This window comes from Alteromonas sp. 009811495 (assembly GCF_028865455.1).
GTDB lineage: Bacteria > Pseudomonadota > Gammaproteobacteria > Enterobacterales > Alteromonadaceae > Alteromonas.
In genome coordinates this window covers 2409283-2433957 of sequence record NZ_CP113972.1, presented here as the reverse complement: position 1 = coordinate 2433957, position 24675 = coordinate 2409283, and the positions used below count along the sequence as shown (strand labels likewise).

The window sequence follows — 24675 nt, the reverse complement described above, 5'->3', positions numbered from 1 at the left end:
ATCGCACAATTTCGCACTTCGTCGGTGCTTTTTGTTAATAGCACTAATATGTGGGCGAATTAGAAAAAGCGAATAGAAGCGAGCTAAATTTTCTGTGTTACAATGCACAGTAAGAGTAATTGTTATAGTGGAATAAATGCCAAGTATTCATCGAAGTGCGCTTGTCGCTCACAGTGCAGAAGCCATGTTTAACTTAGTCAACGATGTTGCATCTTATCCAGAGTTTTTACCTGGCTGTACCGACAGTAAAATTCTTGATTCTTCAGCGCAAAGCATGAAAGCGTCATTGCTGGTAGCGAAAGCGGGTATCAAGCAGTGGTTTACAACGCACAATGCGCTGATCCCCGGTCAGCGTATTGATATGCAATTAGTCGATGGCCCATTTCGCTCTTTAACTGGCGGGTGGACATTTTCGGCGTTGTCTGAAGATGCGTGTAAGATTGAGCTTAATTTAGAATTTGAGTTTACTAACAAGCTAGCTGAAATGGCATTTGGGAAAGTATTTAATAGTTTGGCAAGCAGCATGGTAGCAGCGTTTACAGAGCGAGCCAGGAGTGTATACGCATGAGTGGAAAACTCATTAATATTGAAGTTGCCTATGCACTACCCACCAAGCAAACCATCGTTGATATTGCGATAAAAGAAGGGACGACGGTTGAAGATGCAATTAAGGCATCTAATATTTTAGAGCAATTTCCCGACATAGATTTGAATTCAACCAAAGTGGGTATATGGAGTCGTGTGGTTAAATTGCGCGATACGCTTAACGATGGTGATCGTATAGAAATTTATCGTCCACTTATTGCCGATCCGAAAGAAATTAGAAAACGTCGAGCGGAAAAAGCCAAAGAAGAAGGTCGGGCCGATAAGATAACGGGTGGTAAGCCAAATCCGTTGAAAGCGAAAGAGTGACTACACAAGCGTATTTAGAAAATAGAAACTCGCATTAACAATAAAAAACGGCCTGTGAAATGGCCGTTTTTTATTTAAAGGTTTGTACAGGCTTTCAACACAACCCAAAACAACTTTATATGTTTTTGTCAGAGATACTACCTAACTCTAAAAAGGGTGAAGCGTCGATATCTTCAGCATCCATCATACTAGCGATACGTTGCACTGTAGCAACCATTTGACTTTGTTCCCATTCCTTTAGTTGAGAAAAGCGCTCAACAAAATGCTCTTGTAAAGGTCTAGGAGCATCAACCACTGCTTCTTTGCCGCGTTCAGTAAGAAATACACCTACTTTACGCTTGTCTTGAGTACTTCGAATTCGCGTCGCTAGGTCGCGAGATTCAAGACGGTCAAGAATATTGGTGACGGTAGCGGGGCTCAAATTAATGTTCTCTGCGATTTCTCGCACCATTATACCCGGGCGCTCTTCAATATTTTGCATAACCAACAATTGCGGGCCAGTGAGGCCCACATGTTTGCTAAGTTGCTTGCTGCGTAGGTCTACGGCGCGAATAACGCGTCGCAATGCCACTAATAGTTCTTCTTCTTTTCGCATTCTTATTCCAACAAACGCGTAACGCGTACGCTATTTAAGCAAATGAATAAAATGTTGGTGTTTGTGATAGTGATCTATCACGTCATTAATCACCGAAATTTTAGACCAGCCCATAATATCATAGTTTTGACCACCTTCACTGAGGTGCACTTCGGCGCGATAGTACGTGGCCTTTTCGTTTTCGTCCAGTGCTTGTGTTTCACTTGGGCCAAATTCTGGTTGTTCCGTTGGCATCGGGTACACTGCATATACAAAATCAGGATCGTTCCCCATGCCCACCGTAAGTATTAATGCTTCATTTTCTTCATTAATGTCAACATCAAACTGTTGTGCTTTGAACTCTTCACCCACTTCGGTTACTGCAGCTTTTACCACTTTGCCAATGTATCGCTTAACGGCGTTCTCATCGGGAAAGGTCACTATGTTCTCAAGGCGTTCTTTCCAATTTTTGTCAGAGTCGTTGTGCTGAGGCGTGCCAGCAAGCACTTGAAGGCTCTCGCGTTTGTATGCTTCTACACGCAATGCCTTTAGCAGGCCCGATATTGCAATAAGTAACACAATTGCAAAAGGCAGCGCAGCAGCAATTGTCATGGTTTGAAGTGCGCCAAGCCCCCCTGCATAAAGCAGAACTGAACTTACAACGCCGACACCCACTGCCCAATATACCCGTTGCCAAAGCGGCGTATCATTATTACCGTGTGAACACAGCATATCTACCACCATGGCACCTGAATCACAAGAAGTCACAAAAAATACGATAACCATCAGCACAGCAATAAAACTCAGTACTGAAGAAAAGGGAAATTGCTCTAAGAAAACAAATAGCGCTACGGAGGTGTCTTCATTCACCATATTGGCAAGTACATCTTTTCCTTGCACTAATACTTGGTCAATCGCACCATTTCCGAATACCGTCATCCAGAAAAGTGTAAACGCTGAAGGAATAAGCAGCACGCCTAGTACGAATTCACGAATTGTTCGCCCATATGATATACGAGCGATGAAAAGGCCGACAAAAGGTGCCCACGCTAGCCACCAGCCCCAGTAGAAAATTGTCCACCCACCAATCCAGTCGGTTTTTTCATAGGCAAAAAGGTTGAACGTGTTGCGCACTAAATCAGACAAATAAGCGCCTGTATTTTGCATAAATGCTTGAAGCAAGAAAACGGTAGGGCCAAGTACTAGCACAATAAGTAGTAATAGTACTGCCAGTATCATATTGGTTTCAGATAAACGTCGAATGCCTTTTTCTAGCCCAGTAGTGACCGATATCACGGCTAGACCTACCACACCAGCCATAATGGCAATTTGTACACCGGTGTTTGACGGTAGACTGAATAAGTAATTAAAACCAGCGTTTACCTGCGAAGCACCAAATCCCAATGAGGTAGACACGCCAAAAACGGTAGACGTTACCGCAAAAATATCGACTACGTGCCCAGGCCACCCATAAATCTTGTCACCAATAAGTGGGTATAGAGCTGAGCGCAAGGTTAATGGAAGATTTTGTCTATAAGCAAAGTAGCCAAGAATAAGTGCCACTACTGCGTAAATTGCCCAAGCGTGAACGCCCCAGTGGAAAAACGTGGTTTTCATTGCTTCGCGAACCGCGTCGATGCTTTCAGCCTGTGCAGTGGGTGGTGCTAAAAAGTGCATCAGTGGTTCAGCAACACCAAAAAACATAAGCCCAATACCCATACCTGCCGCAAATAGCATGCTAAGCCACGTGGTAAAGGTAAATTCAGGCGATGCGTGGTCCGGCCCAAGCTTTATCTCGCCATAGCGAGACATGCCTAAAAACACCACAAAGACAACAATAACAGCAACGGTAAACACGTAGAACCAACTGCCGTTGGTTACGATTGCGCTTTGGAGCTTCTGAAAAATAGCATCAGCGGTTTCGGGAACACCGGCCGCGAAAATAAGTAAGCACAGAATTAAAGCTGATGATGTGTAAAACACCGGTTTATTCAAAGGTGACGAATTTTGACTTTCACTCACGCAGTTGACTTCCTTTCACTAAATTGAACAGGTTTTGATACGTAGAAATATACCTTATGGAGCATTTTTTATAAACATCAGCTGAAATAATTAGAAATGTTTGTGGTTGTTGTGAGTTTGGGGTGGTTTATATATTTTTGAAGTCTCAATTGTGTTGATTCTATTGGTGTTGTCAGTTTGTTTTAATTCTTTTGTTTAATAGTTAATCGTTAGAGTAGAAATTATTTATTCATGGTGTATCGTTATATATGATCCTTTTGATATGTATATTGAGTAAATACTGTCCAAAGAATAAAAAACCAAATAAAGGAAACACACAAAATGCGAAAAACTCAGCTTAGCTGTGCGATTGTCGCTGCATTGGCGTCTTCTTCTTTGATCGCGCAGGAAAACGACACTCCCGCGAAATTTGAAAATATCGAAGTTACTGCCACCAAACGTGCTGAATCAATTCAAGATGTACCTGTTGCCGTAACGGCGCTAAATGGTAAAGCACTTGAAAACCTTGGTATTGATAACTTCCAAGACTATGTAGAATTCCTTCCAAATGTAGTATTCCAAGGTACTGGTCCTGGCCAAAACGAAATTTATATTCGCGGTGCTGCGACAACGCAATCGAACATCATGCTTTCGTCAGTTCAAGCACTGCAGCCATCTGTTGCCTTTTATTTAGATGAGATGCCAGTATCTATGGCGGGGCGTAACTTAGATGTATACGCCACAGATGTTCAACGCGTGGAAGTACTACCTGGACCACAAGGTACGTTGTTTGGTGCAAGTTCTCAGGCGGGTACCATTCGTTTAATTACCAATAAACCAGAGCACCTTAGTTTTGCTGCTGGATTCGATACCAATATTGGCTTCACTAAAGATGGTGAGATGAGTAATGCGGTAGAAGCCTATTTCAATATGCCGCTTTCAGACAGCCTTGCAGTGCGCGTTGCAGCATACAATGATAAGCAAGGCGGCTGGATAGACAACGTCATGAATGTACCTGGCGAAGGTGGCTATATCGGTAGTGCGGTTGTTATTGACAGGATATCAGGAGGCCCACTTGCCGATCCTGTCGCGATGGACGCAAATCGCATCACAAACCCGAATATATCTTCTAATACAGATGCGGCGGTGGTTTCACCTCAAAATGATGCGTTGGTTGAAGAAGATTTTAACGATGCTACATACACGGGTGCCCGTTTTGGCTTGTCTTATTTGATTAATGACGATTGGGAATTACTTGTACAGCATACTCAGCAAACGCTAGACACAGAAGGTGTTTTTGCTTATGACCCTACCTTAGACGGTGAAAGTTCAGCACTGCGTTTTCAACAAGAAGAAAACAAAGACGAATTCGGTCTGACAACTTGGACTATTGAAGGGCGTCTTGAAAAGCTCGATGTTGTTTACACCGGCGGTTACCTAGACCGCGAGATTGATACTCTGGCCGATTATACCGGGTATACGAACGGTGGCTTGTTTTCAGCGTATTACGTGTGTAACCACTACGACACACCAGATAATGCAGCCGATGAACGCTGTCTAGATCCTACTAAATATTACAAAGAAGATACCTCAACCACCCGTAATACTCACGAGATACGATTCAACACAACTATGGATACACCGTGGCGAGTTACTGCAGGATTGTTTTACGACGAGCAAGAGGTGTCTACAGTAGGTCAGTTCAAAATCGCTAACACCGAAATGACAACGTTTGGATTTGATAATCTTCAGCGTACGCTTGTGGGTAACGAAGGTATAAACAGTGACGGTGGGCCATTCCCATCAGAAGTGAGTTTTATTAACGATATTACCCACACCATCGAACAGATTGCAGTATTCGGGCAATTCGAATACGACATTACCGACACGCTAACAGCTAGCATTGGTGCTCGTTGGTATGAAATTGACGATATTTACGTTGGTTCAACATCGACGGTAGATGTTACAAGGCGTATTCGCGCATTCGGTACCCAGGATCCTGACGAACTTGCTGCTGTAGGTCTAGATCCCGATGCGGTTGCTGCTGCCATTCAAAGCGGTCAGCTTGAAGTCGACTTGCTAGACGACAATGGCGTGTTAACCGTAGACGATACCATTTTCAAATTCTCAATTGATTGGAAAGTTACCGACGATGTATTGCTGTTTGCGAATTATTCCGAAGGTTTCCGTCCGCCGGTTACTAACCGTGTAGGTGGTGGCTTGGCGACTAACCAATCAGGTAAATTTGAAAACTTCCGTATTCCAGTGTACTCAACGACAGATACGTTGGATAACTACGAGTTCGGCTTGAAGGGGGATTTCTTTGATGGTCAGGTGCGCGTTAATGCAACCGCCTATTATTCTGAAATAGAAGAGTTACAAACATCGCGATTTGACCCAACGAATATCTCATTCTTGGTGTTCACTGATAACGTTGGTGACGCAGAAATAAAAGGTGTTGATGCAGACCTAACATGGCTAGCAACTGACGATCTTGTCATCAACGCTGCCTTTAGTGTTTTAGATACTGAACTAACGCGAATTAATTCAGAACTAGAAGGTATTGCGGCAGGTGTTGGCTCTGAGCTTCCTTATTCTGCTGAGTTTTCAGGTAATGTTAACGCACGTTATTTCTTCGAGCTTGAAGGTGATAAGCGCGGTTATGTGAACGGCTCAGTAAGTTACACAGGTGACCGATTTGCAGGTATGATCATGGATGCCTACGTGATGGAAGATGCCACACAGCTTATTTACGGTACGGGCTCAGGTTTGAAAATTGAGCAAGAGGCCGCCGTGTATGAAGGTGTGACATATACCGATTCGAATGGTGATACATTCCGTGGTGGTCGTTACGTACAAGAGTCTTACGTATTGGCTAATTTAGCGGTGGGTGTGACTAACGATGTGTGGAAAGCTGAGCTGTATATTGATAACGTATTTGATGAGCGCGCAACGCTTAACATTGATACACAGCAGTTTACGCCTAAAGTTGTGACAAACAGGCCTCGTACAATCGGCTTCCGTTTCTCATACGACTATTATTAACACTAGACGGCTTCTCGGTTTTTCCGAGCTTATTGTTTAGTTAAGAAAACGGCGAACTCGCAGGGTTTGCCGTTTTTTATGCCTTATGTAGTAACAAGTAATTAATAGATGAATTCACAAGTACAACAGCAGCTTCAAAATGCAAAACAGTTACTGATGCAATCGCAGCATCAAGCGGCTATTAGCCAATGTAACGAGATAATTGACGCACTTAATGAGCAGCAGGGGAATTCAGAAATAGGGCGGGAGGCGCAGTACTTAAAAGCGGTTGCCTATCGACTTAAAGGTGATCCTGTTCAAGCGATTGGCGTGCTTAATGCTTTGCTTAGCCAGTTCCCAGATTATGCCCGTGGGTATCAGGAGTTAGGTTATTGCTACGCTGATACCGATAAACAAAAATCTGCGCACAATTTTTATCAGGCTACACGTTTCAATCCAGCGTTATTGAGTGCTTGGCAACAATTAGAGCGCGTGTACAAACTAGATGACCAACACCAAGCACTTGCACTTTGCCAGCAGCAATTAACCTTTTTACGCTCATTACCGAAGCCCATATTAGGTGCAACAGATTTAATGCATGAGGGCCATTTGCACAAAGCTGAGCAAATCTGTCGGCAGTTTCTTGCTAACAACAAACATCATCCGGAAGGAATGATGCTGTTGGCTGAAATTGGCGTTCAACTTAAAGTTTATAGCGACGCGGAATTTCTATTAGAAAGTTGCGTTGCACTCTATCCAGATAACGATCGCGCCGCTGCTTCCTATCAAAGCTTATTGGCCAAATTAGGCAAATTTCCTCGGGCTGTTGAGGTAGCAAAGCAAAGGCTTAGTCATAACCCTGACAATTTTACTGTGAGGGTAGGGTTAGCACATGCATTAGTGGGCGTTGGTGATTTGGATGATGCTATTCGCATTTACAAAGATTTGCTGGAAGAAAATGAAGATAGGCCCGCCATTTGGGTTGCCTTGGGGCACGCATTGAAAGCCAAGGGAGATACTAATGATGCTGTTTCGGCATACAAAAAAGCGACGTATTTCTCGCCAGATTTTGGTGATGCTTATTGGAGTTTGGCTAATACAAAAACTCATCGATTCGAAGATAGCATGCTCGCTACCATGCAGAAGTATGCTGACTTAAGCACAACAAAATTAGAAGACATAATTCACCTTTGTTTTGCATTAGGAAAAGGCTTTGAAGATAAGGGTGAAGCAGATACAGCGTTTAAGTATTATCAAAAAGGCAACAAATTAAAAAAACAAACCCTAAAATTTGATATCGCGCGCACTGAAACCGCATTAAAGGCACAACAAACCGCTTTTACACAGTCTAGCTTCGACAGAGCGAAAGGGTGCCAAGCACCAGATCCTATTTTTATCGTCGGTTTACCTCGTGCGGGTTCTACGCTACTTGAGCAAATACTGGCATCACACTCACAAGTAGATGGCACGATGGAGCTCCACGATATTTTGGGGATAGCGTCGTCATTAAGTCATGCAAAAACGGCTTATCCATTTAACGTGGACAAATTGGACGACAGTGCATTATTGGCACTTGGTGAGCAATACTTATCGCAAACTGCGGCCTACCGCCAAGGTGCGCCGTATTTTATCGATAAAATGCCTAATAATTTTATTCACATCGGCTTAATTAAAAAGATATTACCCAACGCAAAGATTATAGATGCACGTCGAGCTCCGCTGGATTGTTGCTTCAGCGGCTACAAGCAATTATTTGGTGAAGGGCAAGAGTTCAGTTACGGTCTAGCTGATATAGGTCGCTACTATAACGCCTATGTTGAATTAATGTCGCATTGGCACAGTGTGTTGCCAGGTGAAATTCTCACTGTGCAGCATGAAGATGTATTAGACGACTTGGAAGGGCAAGTCAGGCGAATACTTGCCTTTTGTGGACTTCCCTTTGAAGCGCAGTGTCTTAATTTTCATCAAACAAAGCGTGTAATAAAAACGCCTAGCTCTGAACAAGTAAGGCAACCTATTTACAAAACGGGTATGGCCCAATGGAAACCGTTTGAAGCGCACTTAGATGAGCTTAAAGCGATAGTTGCTCAGCATCGGTAAAATCTGTTGTCGTGTTGCTAATTTAACTATTCGGCTAATAGCGACTTACGCTAGCAATAGGGTATACTCCACCGCAAACCGTCATTATTGCTTAAAATTACAAAAAAGATGCAATACGCTTTGCTTAAAATGCCGTGGATTTGGCTTTTTCTTACATTGTTATCAGCACGTGCTTATAGCACTGATTTTGATACATTGTGCAACCAAAATCCCACCTCTTGCCTAACGCTATTAGATGAAGAGCAAAGTCAGCTTGCTGTTGGCTCTGATGCGTGGTGGCAGTTAGAAACGGTTCGACTTACTTGGCTTTTCGAATTTCATCGAGTCGATGATTTATATGCTGCGCTTCGTCCTTGGGTTAACAATCCAACGGTGCCTTCGGCGCACCAGCCGTTTATTGCCATGCTTCATGGAAAGTGGCTGATTATCAAAGGACGTACCGAAGAAGCAAAGACGGCATTTAATCTTGCCTTTGAAGGGTATCTCGCTGCCTATTCAAAGTCGCCAACGAAATACACGGCCCTTAAGGTATTAAACCTTTTAGTTGCGCTTAATCAGCTTGAACCTGCCGAAGACTTCGTCGAACAATTGGTAGAGCAGGATTACGATGACCCTGCGTTCTACCGAGAAGTGTACGCAGAATTAGGTCATATAGCGCATAGAACTGATGACCATATTAAGCATGTAGAATATCGGTTGGCCTCGCTCAATTGGGCAAAGCAAGTTGATGATGAACAGCAAATTGGTGTGGCGCTGAATAATTACGGTGTTGCGTTACGTAACAGTGGGAATTACAAAAAGGCACGTGAAGCCTTTCTTAACGGGTTAGAACGCGCTGAAATTGCATCTGATACTGTGAGAATTCATCTACTTCATTTGCGACTGGCCGAGGTGGCCTTCAAAGAAGGTGATTTAGAGCAAACCTTTAGCTGGTTGAACAAAACCGATATTAATCAACTTCCCGCTGCCGAGTTTAAGCGCTTGCGGTCGCTAACTGATAGTGTCAGACAAGCAAAACAAGACTCAGGAACAAGTAAATAGCGCGTTAAATACATTGCTGTTCTGGTTGCCAGTTTCTGGAACCAAAACAGCAACGCGTTACATAATTAGTATTTACGACGTTTCAAACCGGTTTCAGCTAAGATCTTCGCTGATATTTCTTCAATTGAATATTTTGTGCTGTTTAAAAAAGGTATCTTTTCTTTTCGATAAAGATTTTCTACTTCTCTTAGTTCCATTCTACATTGAGGTAAAGACGCATATTTACTATTAGCACGACGTTCAGAGCGAATCTGGTGTAACCGGTCTGCGGCGATGGTTAAGCCAAACAATTTGTTTTTGTAACGTCGAAGTGCTGGGGGAAGTTTTAGCATGTCACCCATGTCTTCTTCAGTAAATGGGTAATTGGCCGCTTTTATACCGTATTGAAGAGCAAGATAAAGACTGGTTGGTGTTTTACCTGAGCGCGACACACCCGTAAGAATGATATCGGCTTCATCATAGTCTTTTAAATTCGAACCGTCGTCATTGGCAAGTGCATAGTTCACCGCTTCGATACGAATATCGTAAGTGGTTTCATGGATACTATGTGTGCGATGCTTTTCTGGTTTAGACGGTACACCCAATACTTTTTCAAGTGGTGCCACGAATTGGTCGAGAAAATTGTAATTAATGCCGACCGATTTAGAGATAATTTTGCGAATATCTACATTCACAATTGTATAAAAAACGAGCGGCCTCTCTCCTGTGTCTTGAAAACTTTCAGAAATTTGCTCTAGAACTCGGTGTGCTTGTTCCTCAGTTTCAACAAACGGAATTGTGTTGTGATTGAAAGAAACGGGGAACAAGGAAAGCAGGGCGTGGCCAAACACCTCTGCAGTGATGGCTGTACCATCTGAAATATAAAAAGCTGTACGCACAACATATCCTTAACATTGTTGTAATTTTATTACAAAAGTAATAAAGAGTTTACTTTCTGAATTTCCCCATTCTAAGATGATTTCGTCGAAAAGCTATACGGTTCTTGTGATTGGCAGTAATTAGCTATACTTAGCTGTCAAACGTAATGGACAACAATGAAAGTGGTAACGTCCACAAATCGACATAAATTTGATGTGTTTCAGGTAATAATTAGCACAAACCTGAAACGTACCTCATACCCTACACATAAAAAAAGCTGGAGGCTTGGGCTGTGCAAGAATACGTACTTTGGTATCAAGAACTGGGCATGCATGATGTGGGTCGCGTAGGCGGCAAAAATGCATCATTAGGCGAGATGATTTCAAACCTGGCTAACGCCGGTGTGCAGGTGCCAGGTGGTTTTGCTACCACCGCCGAAGCATTTAACGAATTTTTAGAGCAAAGTGGGCTAGAAGCTAAAATACATGACGTATTAGATTTTTTGGACGTTGATGATGTAAATGCACTTGCCGAAGCGGGCAAGGATATTCGTCAATGGATCATCGATACGCCTTTTCAACCGCAACTAGAAGACGCTATCAAAGAGGCGTTTGTTACCTTACAGGGTGATGCAGGTGAAGAAGCGTCTTTTGCAGTACGTTCATCGGCAACAGCAGAAGACATGCCTGATGCTTCGTTTGCAGGTCAACAAGAAACATTTCTTAACGTTAAAGGCTACGATGCGGTATTGATAGCCATTAAACACGTATTCGCTTCATTATTTAACGACCGCGCCATTTCATATCGTGTACACCAAGGTTATGACCACAAAGGTGTAGCCTTGTCTGCAGGTATTCAGCGCATGGTACGCAGTGACATCGCGTCTTCAGGTGTTATGTTCACTATCGACACCGAGTCAGGTTTTGAAGACGTTGTGTTTATTACCAGCTCGTACGGTTTGGGTGAAATGGTTGTTCAAGGGGCAGTAAACCCTGATGAATTCTATGTACACAAGCCAACGCTTGACAAGGGCCTACCGGCTATCGTGCGCCGCAACTTAGGCAGCAAGCTAACTAAAATGGTGTACTCAGACGATGAGTCACATGGCAAGCAAGTGTCAATTGTGGATATTGATGTGGCTGACAGCAAAACTTTCTCGTTAACTGACGAGGAGGTAATGGAGTTAGCAAAACAAGCGCAAATTATCGAAAATCACTACAAGCGTCCGATGGACATTGAGTGGGCGAAAGATGGCGCTGACGGTAAACTTTATATCGTGCAAGCACGTCCTGAGACCGTGCGCAGCCGTGAAGACTCGCAAAGCATCGAGCGTTTCCAGTTGAAGGGGCAGAGCAACATTGTGTGTGAAGGTCGCGCAATTGGTCACAAGATTGGTGCTGGAGTTGCAAAAGTACTTGGCTCAATTGAAGAAATGGACAAGATCCAAGCAGGGGATGTACTGGTAACAGACATGACTGACCCTGATTGGGAGCCTATCATGAAAAAGGCTTCTGCGATTGTAACTAATCGTGGCGGTCGTACTTGTCACGCAGCGATTATTGCTCGCGAGCTGGGTATTCCTGCAGTGGTTGGCTGTGGTAATGCAACAGACAGCATTGCGACTGGCGACAAGATTACCGTTTCTTGTGCCGAAGGCGACACGGGTTATATCTACGGTGACGAGCTAGAATTTGACGTAGTGACGTCGCGTATTGATTCTATGCCTGATCTTCCACTAAAAGTAATGATGAACGTGGGTAATCCAGATCGCGCTTTCGACTTTGCTCGACTGCCTAATGCTGGTGTGGGTCTTGCCCGCCTTGAGTTTATCATCAACCGCATGATTGGTGTTCACCCTAAAGCATTGCTTAACTTTGATAGTCAGCCTGAAGAGTTGAAAGAAGAAATCAGCGATATGATTGCTGGTTACGAGTCGCCAACTGAGTTTTATATTGAAAAATTAGTCGAAGGCATTTCAACAATTGGGTCTGCTTTCTCTCCAGAGAAAGTAATTGTTCGTATGTCTGACTTTAAATCTAACGAGTACTTCAACCTCGTTGGTGGCTATCAATATGAACCTGATGAAGAAAACCCAATGTTAGGTTTCCGTGGTGCTAGCCGTTATATTTCTGAAGATTTCCGTGACTGTTTTGCCCTTGAATGTGAAGCTATTAAACGTGTACGAAACAAAATGGGCTTAACCAATGTTGAAATCATGATCCCATTTGTACGTACCCTTGAAGAAGGCCGTAAAGTCATTGAGTTGCTAGAAGAGCAGGGCCTTAAGAAAGGTGAAAACGGTCTACGTATCATTATGATGTGTGAGCTACCGTCTAATGCATTGCTTGCCGATCAGTTCCTCGACATTTTCGATGGCTTCTCAATTGGTTCGAACGACCTTACTCAGCTTACCCTAGGTCTTGATCGTGACAGTGGCCTAATTGCGCACTTGTTTGACGAGCGCGATGAAGCAGTAAAAGCGCTGTTGTCGATGGCTATTCAAGCCGCTAAGAAGCGAGGGAAGTACGTAGGAATATGCGGACAAGGCCCGTCTGATCACGAGGACTTTGCAGCGTGGTTAGTTGCTGAAGGTATTGATTCAGTGTCGCTTAACCCTGACACGGTAGTTGAAACCTGGCTATACCTTGCTGAGAAACACGGCTAACTGATAGTTTGTTTTTCACTTAATTGGTAAAAAGAGACCTAAAAGGTCTCTTTTTTTGTTTATAACAGTTATGTGATTAAACCGTAAAAAAGTAACTCTGTGTATTGTCTACAATATTTGCCAAATACATAGCGATTATTGAGCGTATGAAATGACTTTGTGTAATTAAAAGTGTAATATTACAGGGTAGGTTACAAAATGATTTCATTACTCACGACTAGCACGGTTGAATTATTATGGCACATAACGATAATACTGTTTCGGTAAATACTAGCGAAGAAAATACACTTCAGCAGCGCTCTGTGGCAGAGCAGCTGGCGGATGCGCAAAAAGAGATACTTGATCTTAAAATGAAGTTGATGTGGATGGAACGCAATTACGAATAGTAAAACATAATGCGCGACGCTTTTTGTAAATAGTAATATTGGCGTTTTTAATTTGTAATATTACAAAGTGACTTTCAAATTGTCGTGTTAGTTTATAGATAAAAAAGGGAGGCCTCTAAGCCTCCCTTTTCATTTCATCCAACAGCTATTTGCTCTCAGTCTGTTAGCGCCTTGTACACCATTATGCTTTGAGCTGATTGCCAATGGGTAGCTGTCTAATACGCTTACCACATGCGGCAAAAATGGCATTACACAACGCCGGCGCGTACACCGGGGTGGCGGGCTCACCAACACCCGCAGGGGGCGCATCGCTTTTAATTATTTCCACATCCACCTCTAACGGAGAGTCACTCATTCTTGGTACGCGGTAGTTGTGAAAGTTACTTTGTTGAACACGGCCTTTATCAAAGGTAATGCCGTCGCTAATCGCTGTGGTAATACCGTAAACCGAACCACCTTGGGTTTGATTTTTTACCGTGTCAGTATTAACAACGGTTCCTGCATCAATAGCAACCCATGACTTAATGACGTCTAAATCGCCTGTTTCAGATACTTCAACTTCAACTACTGTGGCCACATAAGTTAAGAAACTGCGGTGAGCCGCTATCCCTAAACCTCGACCTTTTGGCATACTGCGACCCCAGTTTGCCATTTTGGCTACCGTCTCAATAGTATTGCGCAAACGTCCAGTATCGAGTGGGTACACCGCTTTGTCTCCCCAGTAATTCAAATACTCAGCATTTTGCTCCGTTACATCAACAATGCGATCTGGACCAATGACTTCAAGCAAGTAGTCTTTACTGTCTTTGCCTGCCTTGTGAGCAGCTTCATTAATAAATGACTGAACTGCAAACGCGTGGAAAATATTCGATACCGAGCGCATCCAGCCAATACGCGCCCTGGCTGGCGCTTCTCCGCGCTCTAATTTCATATTGGGTGTTAATATTGGATTGTCCGTAAAGCCTAAATCTAGTTCAAAGCTAAACGGTGCATTAGCACCTTCTTGGAATGTTGAGGCAATTGGAGAAAAGGCTGTTCTGTGGAGATACGCATCAATTTTGCCATCATCACCCAATGCCGCTTCAACATGCTGCGCGGATACTGCGTGATAAAAACCGTGTTGAATATCGTCTTCTCGTGTCCACTGAACGCGAATGGGTTCGCCTGTCTTTATTGAAAGAAAAGCTGCTTCGGCAGAAAAGTCTGGTTTTGATTTTCGTCCAAAAGCACCGCCTAACATCGTAACGTGAACATTGATGTTGGCTTTATCCATGCCAACCATAGCACCCACTGTTTCCATGTCGGCTTGCGGATTTTGCGTCGCTGCCCATACGTCTACACGGTCGGGGTAGTACATTGCTGTTGCGCAGGGGGGCTCCATTGGTGCCTGTGCTAAATGGGGAACATAATAATCAGCCACAAGCTTATCGGTAGCCTTTGAAAGCGCCGCTATGGCGTCGCCTTTTTCACGCACATGAGCTTGTGGTGCGTTTACCGTAGCAATCAACTGCGCTTTAAATTCTTCGGAATTGTAACTGGCATTTGCGCCGTCATCCCAAGTGACATTAAGCGCTTTTCTACCTTGCCACGCAGCCCACGTGTTCTTAGCAATAACTGCAACGCCACCTTTAGGCTGAAACTGCGGAGCACCTTTAGGCGATGGAATTTCTATAACGTCAACAACACCTTTTATGGCCTTTGCTGCAGTTGCGTCAACACTTTTAACTTTTCCACCTACAACTGGAGGGCGCTCAATAATGGCAATTAGTGCTTTGGGTTCACGAACATCAGCGGCGAATGTGGCTTTTCCAGTTACTATGTCTTTAAGGTCGACATGGGCCATACCTGTATTGATGTATCGCCACTCGCTACGGGCTTTGAGCGATAACTCAGCAGCCGGTGGGGGTGTTATGCTCAGTGCATCTGAGATTAGGTCTTTGTAGTCTAATGTTTTTCCAGAGCTATGTGTGACAACATGTTGCTTGGCAACGCAAGTGTCGGCATCTACGCCCCAGCGTTTTGCAGCGGCATGTTGCATCATATAGCGCACGCTCGCACCCATTTCTCTAAGGCGTTGCATGTTAAATCGGATACTGCGAGAACCGTCGGTATTCTGATCTCCATAAGCAGGATCACCTTTGCCTTGGATGACAATAACCTTGTCCCATGCTGCTTCCATTTCATCTGCAACAATTTGTGCGATGGCAGTACGAATTTGTTGTCCCATTTCTGAGCGGTGGCAGGTTATTTCAACCATACCATCAGGACGCAAGGCAACAAACAGGTTTGCTCGCACAGCATTGTCAGATGGCTTAGTTAATACACCCGCCATAGCCCGCGATGTGCTGCCCATAAAGTAAGTGCCCAACACAAGCGCGCCAGCCGCCGCACTAGACTTTAAAAAGCCACGACGATTCATGTCAAAGTAAGCGGTGGTAGTCTTCATACTTCTTCTCCCGAACGTTGTGGAGTGAAGTAGTTAACTCCTGCGTTCGCAGACATAGATTTAGCTGCCGATTTTATCGCTTTATGGATACGCGGATAGGTACCGCAGCGGCAAATATTACCCGACATGTTCTGCACAATTTCTTTGTCGGTTGGGTTTGGATTTGACGCTAGTAGACTTGCGGCTTGCATTATTTGGCCGCATTGACAAAAACCACATTGAGGAACTTGATGTTCTATCCATGCTTGTTGAACAGGGTGGTCACCGTCTTCGCTTAACCCTTCAATCGTAGTAATGTTTCTGCCTTGAACCGCAGAAACGGGTAATACACAGGAGCGTTGGGCCACGCCGTCAATATGCACGGTACATGCGCCGCACTGGGCCATACCGCATCCAAACTTGGGGCCTGTTAAATTGAGTTCGTCGCGCAGGTACCACAATACTGGTGTGGACGAATCACCAGAAAACTCGTGTTTGATGCCATTTACGGTAAACGTGATCATGGTCTTGTCTCCATAGGTAATCGATAGTTCATGACCTACTCAAGCTGCACAACAATATTGTGCGCCATGCGCTAAAGACTACATTTGCCTGTTTTATGCTTGATGCACTGATGGTGCATGAGCCACTATTATTGTTATTTAAGGCTTCACATTAACTAAAGCGTGTTAACCGTTGTTTTAAAAAGCGTATCGCAAAGGTCAACACAGTTTAGCGTGTGTTTACGTTAACACGTGAAACAGCCATGTGCATTGACTTAAGCTTAAATGCTTAACAGTTGCGACGGTTTTTGATTTAACGCTTAGTGCGATGATGATGGAGTATTATTGGTGTGAGTTTATTGTGCTGGAACTAATTCCAATAGAGCTATGTTTGAATTGAAGTGCAGGACCTGTAACAACAAGGCCTTTGGAATTAGCGTAGTTTTCTCATCAATAAGAAACGGTCTAATTTTCGTGCGCCTGTTGTCATCGTTCGTTGGCTATACTTGAGCCAAGTGCGGGCTCTTGGCCAATCGTAACTAAGCAGTACTAGGCCGCTAATGACCAGTAAAATTGAGCCGGGAAGCAGTGTTAAAACAATACCGCTAACGAGCAAAAGTGCACCTAATGTTAGTCTAATTGTTCGCATTGTTATCTTGCCTCTTATACTGTTGGTTTTGGCTGAAACGTCTTTACTTACGAGCAAGACCCTCTAAGTATAATGGTTGAATGTTGCGATAAAACCAACTTTTAAAATGTAAAAATTTGTCTAAGCATGCTGTTTTCGATGCAATCGTGTTGCAACGAGGTAATAAAGCAAAGTATTTAACCTCGCACTTTTTTGACTATCAGCGTATTGATGAATAATTGTGCATTCGGCGTGTGTAATCTCCGTCTTTTCTGTTTATCGCTAGATCAGCACTTCGAAATGAAGTACAAAGACAGTAAGAAAATTTAGCGTAGATATATCGATTCTGTTCAAGAATATCGAAAGAAATAGCGCTATCTAAAATATAGAGCGATTGCTCAAATGTATAACTATAAGAAAGAGAGTGAACATGGCAGAACCTCAAAACCAACAAATTAGCGAAGAGCAACGTGCCGAGTGGGTGAGAGAGCAGTTTCAGCGTGCTAACAAACACCTCGCCGAAAATGGCGTTTTATTTGATACTGTTGTGGCCTCTGAAAGTCGCTACCTTGTTCCTTACGTAGCGGTATGGAAAATTAAAGCACAAGACAACAAAAAGTATTGGGTAATGAGCGGCGATCTGCCGGCGGACTTTACGCAAGAGGGCAATGCGCCAAACGCTCGAGAAGCCATTAAGTACTTCTCTATGATGTGGCAAATGAAAGCCGCTAACTTACGCGCAAGTTCTCCTACAGATAAAGCGGCGAATGATCTGGCGTCAATGCTAGAAACCCGCGCTGAAGGCCTTTATCGTATTCAAAGCTACGATGAGTTATGGGCTGCTCAAGAGCAGGTTTAGTTCGCTTTTTTTAAGCGTCAGTGAAGTTGTGTTACGTCGGGTAAAGGAAAACGCTCGGCGGAACACTTTAAACGCTGGCGTGGCACGCCAGCGTCCATAAATACTTGTCCGTCTGGGATAAACCCGATGGAACGGTGGTAAGAAACGCTATCTAAGTTACAAATGACTTTTATGATAGGGACATCATTTTGTTTGGCAGCGCTAAGAAGTGCGGCGAATAAGGCGCGGTAGACGGGAAGCGTTCTGTGATTGCGTTTTACTGCAATTCGTCCCAGTTCGCCTTTTTTGGTCAAGCGACCTGTAGCAATGGGTTCATCGTTATCACTTAAAATGAGAATGTGACAAGCAGAATCATCCTGCTCGTCAAACTCGCTGGCCTCAGGCACTCGCCATTCTAAGACGAAAACATGCTCCCTCAGTGCTTTAAGTCGATGTTTATCCTTTTCCCAGTCGACACTTATGACCGTGAACGCCATAGGCTATAACTATTCCTCAAACCATTCCCAATAACCGTTATTTATGAGTGTAGTCAAGGTTTCTAAAAATGTAAAAGAGGGGGCTTCTTCGCAAACGGTTGCGTTCAACACGTCACCACTTGCAAGCGCTTCAAACCACTCTCGATCTGCACTGGAAAAGTCAAACTGCGTACCATTTACAAATAATGCCTTTGGCATGCCTTGCTTACCATAGCTCACTAATGCCCTTACTCCTGCAGCAGGCACAAAGCTAATGCCGGCAGCAAATTCATTAGATACTTGTTCAAGAGATACTTCTGGCTCTAGCGGATATTCGGGTATACCTTGCTCGCTCATTGCTTCTAGCAAGCTTCTCGTAAAGCCTTCGCTATTAATTGCTTCAATGAGTTGCAGCTTTAGCGCAGCCACATCGTGAGGTGACACAACGAAAGGTGCTGATTGCGTTGCTCGATTTGGATCAGAAAAGCGAATGTTATGCTCACCTTTATCCAACATCATCGCCAAGCTTTCGGCGAGTTGCAGGTTATCAGGTGCGCGATAGCCTACAGAATAGGTCAAACTGTCTTCAATGGTTTGTCCGTCATGAGGCCAGCCTGGTGGTATATAAACGACATCGCCTGGCTCAACAACAACATCGATAATAGGATCGAAACCCTCAATTTGGCGCAATTTAGGATGAGGAAACACTTCTTCATAATTGCCGGGCTTACCCACGCGCCAGCGTCGCTTACCCTTACCTTGTACTAAAAATACATCGTATTGATCAATATGGGCACCAACGCCAGCGCCTTCTGTCGCATAGCTCACCATTAAATCGTCTAGTCGCCAGTGAGGAATAAAAGAAAAGGGCGTGAGAATTGGTGCTACGTCTTGTATGTATTTATCAACGCCTTGTACCAGAAGCGTCCATTTCCCTTTGCATAGGCGCTCAAAGTCATCTATCGGACCCTGTTCTACGTGCCAGTTCCCACTAATGTTGTTCACAATACGAGAATCAACATCGGCTTCTTGGGCTAAACCCGCTAGGTCATTTTCATCGATCGGATCTTCAAACGCCTCAAAGAATCGTTTTAGTACTACAGGCTTTTGCTGCCAGTACTCTGCAAGAAAACGCTCTGCGTTGAAATGGTCAAGGTAATATTCGTTCATGTAGTCTCAAAGGTGGGCTCGATAAGCGATGTATTATCAGTGATACACGCGGTATTTTCCAGTCATGCAAGGTCTACATGTAGTGGTTGAGTCATTGGCTGCTTTACCTAAGATGTTTTTTATATCAATGTTTGAGGGAGAGGGGGCTTTAACGTGTTGGTAGCAGTAGGCTGTTACTGTGCCAATCTTGGTGTTTAGCGGAGTTTCATTAAGCTCAACAGATTGTACGCAGGGTAGCGATGCCATCGCGCGCTTATCTAAAGCCGTTGAATTTACTTGAGTATGCCGCTCCAACATAGCGGCACGATTAACCGTATTTCCCCATATGTCTATAGCGCCTGCATTAAGTAAACTTTCACTCAGTAATACATTGCCTTGGGCGATGCCTATTCTTAAACCGCAATTTAGATTGGTTAAATGAACATGCTCGCTTGAAATGGACAGCATTGATTTTGCAAATAATAGCGCGCGTTCACTTCCTTTTTGTTTTTGCTCAATTTCTGGCTGTGTAATGAACGGACCTTCAGCGAACGAGTTTAAGCAAAGCCCAATGAATTGATCGCCGTTGGTCTTAACTGGGTGAACATGGTAGAAACGAGCAATGCGTTCAAATTTTGAAAATAAGGTTGTGACAATAGTAAACGTGCTTTCGTCGCCATAGCGTAAATTCAGCCCCTGAAAACCTGATATATCGCAAAAGATGACGACGGCATTACTGAGGTGAAAATAGCGTTTGTGTGACTGCTCTGTATTCCTTGTTCCTTGCCATACCATAACCCATTTCCTTTTGCGCTAAATCCATGATTTGTTCTTCACCTGTTCTGGTGCAACACCTTCTGCACATATAAAAAAACGCGGCACAATGACCGCGTTTTTAATGTACTAATATTACGTTGGCTTTATAACTGATCTACCAGCCTAATTGCATCGCCAATGTAGCTTGCTGGTGTAAGCGCTTTAAGCTCTGCCTTTGCCGCTTCAGGCATATCAAGATTATCGATAAACTCAGCAACGATTTCTGCGTTTACTTTTTTACCACGCGTCAATTCTTTCAGTTTTTCGTATGGCTTTTCAATTCCATAACGACGCATAACGGTTTGAATTGGCTCTGCAAGCAGCTCCCAGTTGTTATCTAGCTCGTCTAGAAGGCTCTTTTCATTAACTTCAAGCTTGCTAATACCTTTTAATGTAGCTTGATACGCGATTACCGCATAACCAACACCTACGCCCAAATTGCGCAGTACGGTCGAATCGGTAAGGTCACGCTGCCAGCGAGAAACCGGTAGTTTTGCCGCAAGGTGGTCAAATATGGCATTAGCCAGTCCCAAGTTGCCTTCAGAGTTTTCAAAGTCAATCGGGTTAACCTTGTGTGGCATGGTTGAAGAACCAATTTCGCCAGCAACGGTTTTTTGCTTGAAGTGACCAAGCGCAATATAACCCCATACATCGCGATCAAAGTCGATTAGAATGGTGTTGAAGCGCGCGATGGCATCAAACATTTCGGCAATATAATCGTGCGGCTCAATTTGTGTGGTAAACGGGTTCCACGTTAGGCCTAGTGAGGTGACAAAACGCTCTGAAACGCCGTGCCAGTCAATATCTTTATAAGCAGATAGATGGGCATTATAGTTACCGACTGCACCGTTAATTTTACCAAGTAGTTCAACATTAGCAATTTGACTGCGCTGACGCTTAAGGCGAATAGCCACGTTAGCCATTTCCTTACCCATTGTGGTAGGCGAAGCTGGCTGGCCGTGGGTACGCGCCATCATAGGCACGTTTTGATAACGCTTCGCAAGTTCAATCAATGCATCAATCAGCTTGTCACAGTATGGTAGAATTACTGTTTCACGTGCTTCTCGAAGCATTAATCCGTGTGAAAGGTTGTTAATATCTTCAGACGTACATGCGAAATGAATAAATTCGTTTACCGCTGACAGTTCGCTGTTATCAGATACTTTTTCTTTAAGGAAATATTCTACGGCTTTAACGTCGTGGTTAGTTGTACGCTCAATTTCTTTGATGCGCATTGCATCGTCGACGCTGAACTCACTTACAATGCTGTCTAATAGCGCATTTGAGGTATCAGAAAAGGCAGGAACTTCTTCAATTTGTGGGTTAGTAGAGAGCATTTGTAACCAACGTACTTCTACTTCTACACGGTATTTAAGTAAGCCGTACTCGCTGAAAATGCTACGTAATTCTACGCTCTTGCCAGCATATCGACCATCGACAGGGGAAATTGCAGTTAACTGACTCAGTTCCACCTTAAAGCTCCTCACTAGTTTATTAATCGTAGCGCCTTAACGGCACTGTTTAGAATGTGTTTGCGTTTAAAAAGAATATTTCTTCGTTTGCCGCCCATTTGACGCCACATCACCGCCGCTCTTACGCCAGCTAAAAGTATAGCGCGTACTTTGTGTTGCATTGCGGGTTGGCTGAGATAGTCAGGATTACCTGCTACCTGAATGCGAGGGGCAAGAGGACTAATAATGTCGCTGTAAATACTTGCAAGAGATGACACTATTTGTGGGTTTTGAAAATCGATATGGGCGAGTTGGCGTTGTACATGCGAGATGCGTTCAGCGAGTTCTTGCATGGCCTTTGGCTTTTTCGCTAATTTTCGTTCTAACCCCAATATGCTTGCGACATACCGAGTAAGCTCGGTATCTTTTGTTGCTTGCTTGTCAGATAGTTGCGTGGCAAGGGTAGTGTACCCAAGTTTAAGATTATCCAGTTTACCAAAGACTTGCTGAGGTGTTTCAGGGTCGGTTACAAGAATGCTCGACAGGCTAGCTTCTATTGCTTCGTTATCTGCACTACCTCGACGCGCAAGCTGCTGAACTAAAGCAGCAGCTTGGCATACACCAGCAAGTGCTAAATTGTTTTCAATGTCTGCGTCTAACATTAACGGATATAGCTCTCTATGATACCGCCACCTAGGCAAACTTCATCTGCATAAAATACTGCAGATTGCCCTGGGGTTACTGCTTTTTGAGGCTCGTCGAAAATCACTTCGATTGTGTCTTCGCCAGTTGGCGAAATAGTACACGGAATATCAGCCTGACGGTAACGGGTTTTAACAACGGCACGCATTGGTTCAGTAATGGTTTGTCTGTCGACCCAGTGCAGTTGTTTTGCCACCAAGCCTTTTGAGTATAAGCGGGGGTGGTCAGCACCTTGACCTACGATAAGTACATTTCGCGCAACGTCTTTATCAACCACATACCATGGCTCGTCACCAAATTTAGCAAGGCCACCAATGTGCAATCCTTTACGTTGTCCCAGCGTGTGGTACATAAGGCCTTCGTGTTGACCAATTTCTTCGCCTTCCGCTGTTTCAATTACTCCCGGCTGAGCAGGAAGATAACGGGCTAAAAAGTCTTTAAACTTACGTTCACCGATAAAACAGATACCTGTTGAGTCTTTCTTATCGTGGGTGATTAGACCTTGCTCTTCAGCAATTTTACGTACTAGTGGTTTTTCGATATCACCCACGGGGAATAGCGTTTTAGCAACATGCTCTTCACCCAGCGTATACAAGAAATAGCTTTGGTCTTTGTTGTTATCTAAACCACGTAGCATTTGCCATTTGCCATCTACTTCACGACGACGTACATAGTGACCCGTCGCAATGTAGTCAGCGCCTAAATCTTCGGCAGCAAATTCTAAAAATGCCTTAAATTTAATTTCTTTATTACACATGATATCTGGGTTTGGCGTGCGTCCGGCTTTATACTCTTCTAAGAAGTATTCGAACACGTTGTCCCAGTATTCTGCGGCAAAATTAATAGTGTGTAGCTCGATACCAAGCTTGTCGGCAACGGCTTGAGCATCTTTTAAATCTTCCGCAGCAGCACAGTATTCATCATTGTCGTCTTCTTCCCAGTTTTTCATGAAAAGACCTTCAACCTGGTAACCCTGTTGTTGTAACAGATAGGCTGAAACAGACGAATCGACGCCGCCGGACATACCGACGATTACTTTCTTGCTTGCGTTAGAATCAATATCACTCACTACGTATTGCACACTCATTAAATTAAAAGGAATTGAGAAGTAAGGGCCAAACTAGCATTTTCAAGTCACAAAAAAGCCTACTAACGATTAACGTTTTAAGTGTTTTGGCTAGCGCCCGTTTTGAGGTCGCGGATTTTAACAGATTACGCGGGGTAATTCACATGTTATCTCTTTACTTAAAAAGAAATGTATTTTCCATTTTCAATTCCGTCGATCGTCCAGTTTCCTACGCGGTAGCGAATCAAACGCAAAGTGGGGTAGCCCACGTGCGCGGTCATTCTGCGTACTTGCCTATTTCGACCTTCGCTTATTGTGATGGAAAGCCAGCTTGTAGGAATTGACTGTCTAAATCTTACTGGAGGATTTCGCTCCCAAACGGCGGGTTCGTCCATGCGTTTAACTTTGGCTGGGCGGGTCATACCGTCTTTGAGTTCAACACCATTTCTAAGGGCGTTTATTGCCGCATCATCAGCAATGCCCTCGACTTGAACCCAGTAAGTCTTGCTCGTTTTCGCTTTCGGGTGGGCCAACTTGTGCTGAAGTTTACCGTCATTAGTTAAAACCAACAGGCCCTCAGAATCTCTGTCTAACCGTCCAGCAGCATATACATCAGGCACATCAATGTAGTCTTTCAACGTTTCTCTGCCGTCTGCATCGGTGAACTGAGAGAGCACTTGAAAAGGCTTATTAAACAAAATTACTGTGGAAGGTGAAGCCATTTAAATTACCGAATATTAACCAAGAACGTACCTATTTTAACATGCACTCATGAGTTTTTGCGCACAGAAATCTGACGGCTTGCAGAAGTCGCAAAATGCAGAGTTTGTCTATAAATTCGGTGATCTTATATGTTAAGACAATGGTATGACTTGTAACTGAAACTTTCGACCCTATACTAATGGACGCAGTCGATACTATAAGGCTGAGCATTCGTACGTTTATTAAGCAGTTATCGGTAGGGAACCACGTTTCACGCGCCAGAATTGGCACACATGAGACGTGAAGCAGCGATAGAATGGAGCGTAGTAAAGTACGACGACGAAAACAGCAAGTGGCT

The 24675-nt window shown here is 43.9% G+C and carries 21 protein-coding genes; 8 read left to right on the top strand and 13 right to left on the bottom strand.

What is annotated here, in order from left to right; genetic code table 11:
* The first annotated feature begins 136 nt into the window (after nt 1–136).
* Both OZ660_RS11185 and OZ660_RS11180 read left to right on the top strand, forming a co-directional pair.
* Nucleotides 137–568 carry a type II toxin-antitoxin system RatA family toxin gene (locus OZ660_RS11185; RefSeq protein ID WP_159625843.1) on the top strand — a complete coding sequence of 144 codons (432 nt, stop codon included), beginning with the start codon at nt 137–139 and terminating at the stop codon, nt 566–568.
* The gene (locus OZ660_RS11180; protein WP_274740947.1) at nt 565–912 is read left to right on the top strand and encodes an RnfH family protein; all 348 of its coding nucleotides are present in this window, start codon (nt 565–567) and stop codon (nt 910–912) included. Before OZ660_RS11185 ends, OZ660_RS11180 begins: the two co-directional genes overlap by 4 nt.
* Nucleotides 913–1027: 115 nt before the next feature.
* Here OZ660_RS11180 and OZ660_RS11175 read toward each other — a convergent pair whose 3' ends face one another.
* On the bottom strand, nt 1028–1507 hold the full coding sequence (locus OZ660_RS11175; protein ID WP_159625839.1) for a MarR family winged helix-turn-helix transcriptional regulator: 480 nt from the start codon (nt 1505–1507) through the stop codon (nt 1028–1030).
* A 30-nt stretch (nt 1508–1537) separates the two neighbouring features.
* The gene (locus OZ660_RS11170; RefSeq protein ID WP_274740946.1) at nt 1538–3508 is read right to left on the bottom strand and encodes a BCCT family transporter; all 1971 of its coding nucleotides are present in this window, start codon (nt 3506–3508) and stop codon (nt 1538–1540) included.
* A 321-nt stretch (nt 3509–3829) separates the two neighbouring features.
* Between OZ660_RS11170 and OZ660_RS11165 the strand changes: the two genes are divergently transcribed.
* From OZ660_RS11165 to OZ660_RS11155, 3 genes are all read left to right on the top strand, one after another.
* On the top strand, nt 3830–6532 hold the full coding sequence (locus OZ660_RS11165; RefSeq protein WP_274740945.1) for a TonB-dependent receptor: 2703 nt from the start codon (nt 3830–3832) through the stop codon (nt 6530–6532).
* A gap of 108 nt (nt 6533–6640) precedes the next feature.
* The gene (locus OZ660_RS11160; RefSeq protein ID WP_274740944.1) at nt 6641–8611 is read left to right on the top strand and encodes a tetratricopeptide repeat-containing sulfotransferase family protein; all 1971 of its coding nucleotides are present in this window, start codon (nt 6641–6643) and stop codon (nt 8609–8611) included.
* Between the two features lie 108 nt (nt 8612–8719).
* Complete coding sequence (locus OZ660_RS11155) at nt 8720–9652, top strand: hypothetical protein (RefSeq protein ID WP_274740943.1); 933 nt, start codon at nt 8720–8722, stop codon at nt 9650–9652.
* A 65-nt stretch (nt 9653–9717) separates the two neighbouring features.
* Here the strand turns inward: OZ660_RS11155 and ppsR are convergent, their stop codons facing one another.
* Entirely contained in the window at nt 9718–10530 is an 813-nt protein-coding gene (gene ppsR / locus OZ660_RS11150) for a posphoenolpyruvate synthetase regulatory kinase/phosphorylase PpsR (RefSeq protein ID WP_159625830.1), read from the bottom strand.
* Between the two features lie 272 nt (nt 10531–10802).
* On the opposite strand from ppsR, the gene ppsA reads away from it, so the two are divergent.
* Together ppsA and OZ660_RS11140 are read left to right on the top strand one after the other, a co-directional pair.
* Complete coding sequence (gene ppsA / locus OZ660_RS11145; protein ID WP_274740942.1) at nt 10803–13175, top strand: phosphoenolpyruvate synthase; 2373 nt, start codon at nt 10803–10805, stop codon at nt 13173–13175.
* Between the two features lie 236 nt (nt 13176–13411).
* Nucleotides 13412–13561, top strand: coding sequence for a hypothetical protein (locus tag OZ660_RS11140; RefSeq protein WP_274740941.1), 150 nt, complete (start codon nt 13412–13414; stop codon nt 13559–13561).
* 181 nt (nt 13562–13742) lie between these two features.
* On the opposite strand, the gene OZ660_RS11135 is transcribed toward OZ660_RS11140, so the two are convergent.
* The 3 genes from OZ660_RS11135 to OZ660_RS11125 form a co-directional block, all read right to left on the bottom strand.
* The gene (locus tag OZ660_RS11135) at nt 13743–16007 is read right to left on the bottom strand and encodes a xanthine dehydrogenase family protein molybdopterin-binding subunit (protein WP_274740940.1); all 2265 of its coding nucleotides are present in this window, start codon (nt 16005–16007) and stop codon (nt 13743–13745) included.
* Nucleotides 16004–16510 (bottom strand): (2Fe-2S)-binding protein, encoded by a 507-nt coding sequence (locus tag OZ660_RS11130; RefSeq protein WP_274740939.1) that lies wholly within the window; start codon nt 16508–16510, stop codon nt 16004–16006. Before OZ660_RS11130 ends, OZ660_RS11135 begins: the two co-directional genes overlap by 4 nt.
* A gap of 412 nt (nt 16511–16922) precedes the next feature.
* The gene (locus OZ660_RS11125) at nt 16923–17138 is read right to left on the bottom strand and encodes a PGPGW domain-containing protein (RefSeq protein ID WP_159625820.1); all 216 of its coding nucleotides are present in this window, start codon (nt 17136–17138) and stop codon (nt 16923–16925) included.
* Nucleotides 17139–17547: 409 nt separating this feature from the next.
* Between OZ660_RS11125 and OZ660_RS11120 the strand changes: the two genes are divergently transcribed.
* The gene (locus OZ660_RS11120) at nt 17548–17976 is read left to right on the top strand and encodes a DUF4826 family protein (protein WP_226433757.1); all 429 of its coding nucleotides are present in this window, start codon (nt 17548–17550) and stop codon (nt 17974–17976) included.
* A gap of 17 nt (nt 17977–17993) precedes the next feature.
* Here OZ660_RS11120 and OZ660_RS11115 read toward each other — a convergent pair whose 3' ends face one another.
* From OZ660_RS11115 to OZ660_RS11085, 7 genes are all read right to left on the bottom strand, one after another.
* The gene (locus OZ660_RS11115) at nt 17994–18452 is read right to left on the bottom strand and encodes a GNAT family N-acetyltransferase (RefSeq protein WP_226433756.1); all 459 of its coding nucleotides are present in this window, start codon (nt 18450–18452) and stop codon (nt 17994–17996) included.
* A gap of 9 nt (nt 18453–18461) precedes the next feature.
* The gene (locus OZ660_RS11110) at nt 18462–19601 is read right to left on the bottom strand and encodes a JmjC domain-containing protein (RefSeq protein WP_274740938.1); all 1140 of its coding nucleotides are present in this window, start codon (nt 19599–19601) and stop codon (nt 18462–18464) included.
* A 36-nt stretch (nt 19602–19637) separates the two neighbouring features.
* Nucleotides 19638–20375: an adenylate/guanylate cyclase domain-containing protein gene (locus tag OZ660_RS11105; RefSeq protein ID WP_274740937.1), complete on the bottom strand. Its 738-nt coding sequence runs from the start codon at nt 20373–20375 to the stop codon at nt 19638–19640.
* Between the two features lie 125 nt (nt 20376–20500).
* Nucleotides 20501–21868 (bottom strand): adenylosuccinate lyase, encoded by a 1368-nt coding sequence (gene purB / locus OZ660_RS11100; RefSeq protein WP_274740936.1) that lies wholly within the window; start codon nt 21866–21868, stop codon nt 20501–20503.
* 14 nt (nt 21869–21882) lie between these two features.
* Nucleotides 21883–22509 carry a high frequency lysogenization protein HflD gene (hflD, locus tag OZ660_RS11095; RefSeq protein ID WP_159625808.1) on the bottom strand — a complete coding sequence of 209 codons (627 nt, stop codon included), beginning with the start codon at nt 22507–22509 and terminating at the stop codon, nt 21883–21885.
* On the bottom strand, nt 22509–23618 hold the full coding sequence (gene mnmA / locus OZ660_RS11090; protein WP_274740935.1) for a tRNA 2-thiouridine(34) synthase MnmA: 1110 nt from the start codon (nt 23616–23618) through the stop codon (nt 22509–22511). Before mnmA ends, hflD begins: the two co-directional genes overlap by 1 nt.
* 176 nt (nt 23619–23794) lie before the next feature.
* Nucleotides 23795–24337, bottom strand: coding sequence for an rRNA large subunit pseudouridine synthase E (locus tag OZ660_RS11085; RefSeq protein ID WP_202261646.1), 543 nt, complete (start codon nt 24335–24337; stop codon nt 23795–23797).
* Between the last annotated feature and the right edge of the window lie 338 nt (nt 24338–24675).

Coding starts and splice junctions, on each gene's coding strand:
- OZ660_RS11185 (WP_159625843.1), top strand. CDS start 137: ATGCCAAGTATTCATCGAAGTGCGCTTGTCGCTCACAGTGCAGAAGCC.
- OZ660_RS11180 (WP_274740947.1), top strand. CDS start 565: ATGAGTGGAAAACTCATTAATATTGAAGTTGCCTATGCACTACCCACC.
- OZ660_RS11175 (WP_159625839.1), bottom strand. CDS start 1,507: ATGCGAAAAGAAGAAGAACTATTAGTGGCATTGCGACGCGTTATTCGC.
- OZ660_RS11165 (WP_274740945.1), top strand. CDS start 3,830: ATGCGAAAAACTCAGCTTAGCTGTGCGATTGTCGCTGCATTGGCGTCT.
- OZ660_RS11160 (WP_274740944.1), top strand. CDS start 6,641: ATGAATTCACAAGTACAACAGCAGCTTCAAAATGCAAAACAGTTACTG.
- OZ660_RS11155 (WP_274740943.1), top strand. CDS start 8,720: ATGCAATACGCTTTGCTTAAAATGCCGTGGATTTGGCTTTTTCTTACA.
- OZ660_RS11140 (WP_274740941.1), top strand. CDS start 13,412: ATGGCACATAACGATAATACTGTTTCGGTAAATACTAGCGAAGAAAAT.
- OZ660_RS11135 (WP_274740940.1), bottom strand. CDS start 16,007: ATGAAGACTACCACCGCTTACTTTGACATGAATCGTCGTGGCTTTTTA.
- OZ660_RS11130 (WP_274740939.1), bottom strand. CDS start 16,510: ATGATCACGTTTACCGTAAATGGCATCAAACACGAGTTTTCTGGTGAT.
- OZ660_RS11125 (WP_159625820.1), bottom strand. CDS start 17,138: ATGCGAACAATTAGACTAACATTAGGTGCACTTTTGCTCGTTAGCGGT.
- OZ660_RS11120 (WP_226433757.1), top strand. CDS start 17,548: ATGGCAGAACCTCAAAACCAACAAATTAGCGAAGAGCAACGTGCCGAG.
- OZ660_RS11115 (WP_226433756.1), bottom strand. CDS start 18,452: ATGGCGTTCACGGTCATAAGTGTCGACTGGGAAAAGGATAAACATCGA.
- OZ660_RS11110 (WP_274740938.1), bottom strand. CDS start 19,601: ATGAACGAATATTACCTTGACCATTTCAACGCAGAGCGTTTTCTTGCA.
- OZ660_RS11105 (WP_274740937.1), bottom strand. CDS start 20,375: ATGGTATGGCAAGGAACAAGGAATACAGAGCAGTCACACAAACGCTAT.
- hflD (WP_159625808.1), bottom strand. CDS start 22,509: ATGTTAGACGCAGACATTGAAAACAATTTAGCACTTGCTGGTGTATGC.
- OZ660_RS11085 (WP_202261646.1), bottom strand. CDS start 24,337: ATGGCTTCACCTTCCACAGTAATTTTGTTTAATAAGCCTTTTCAAGTG.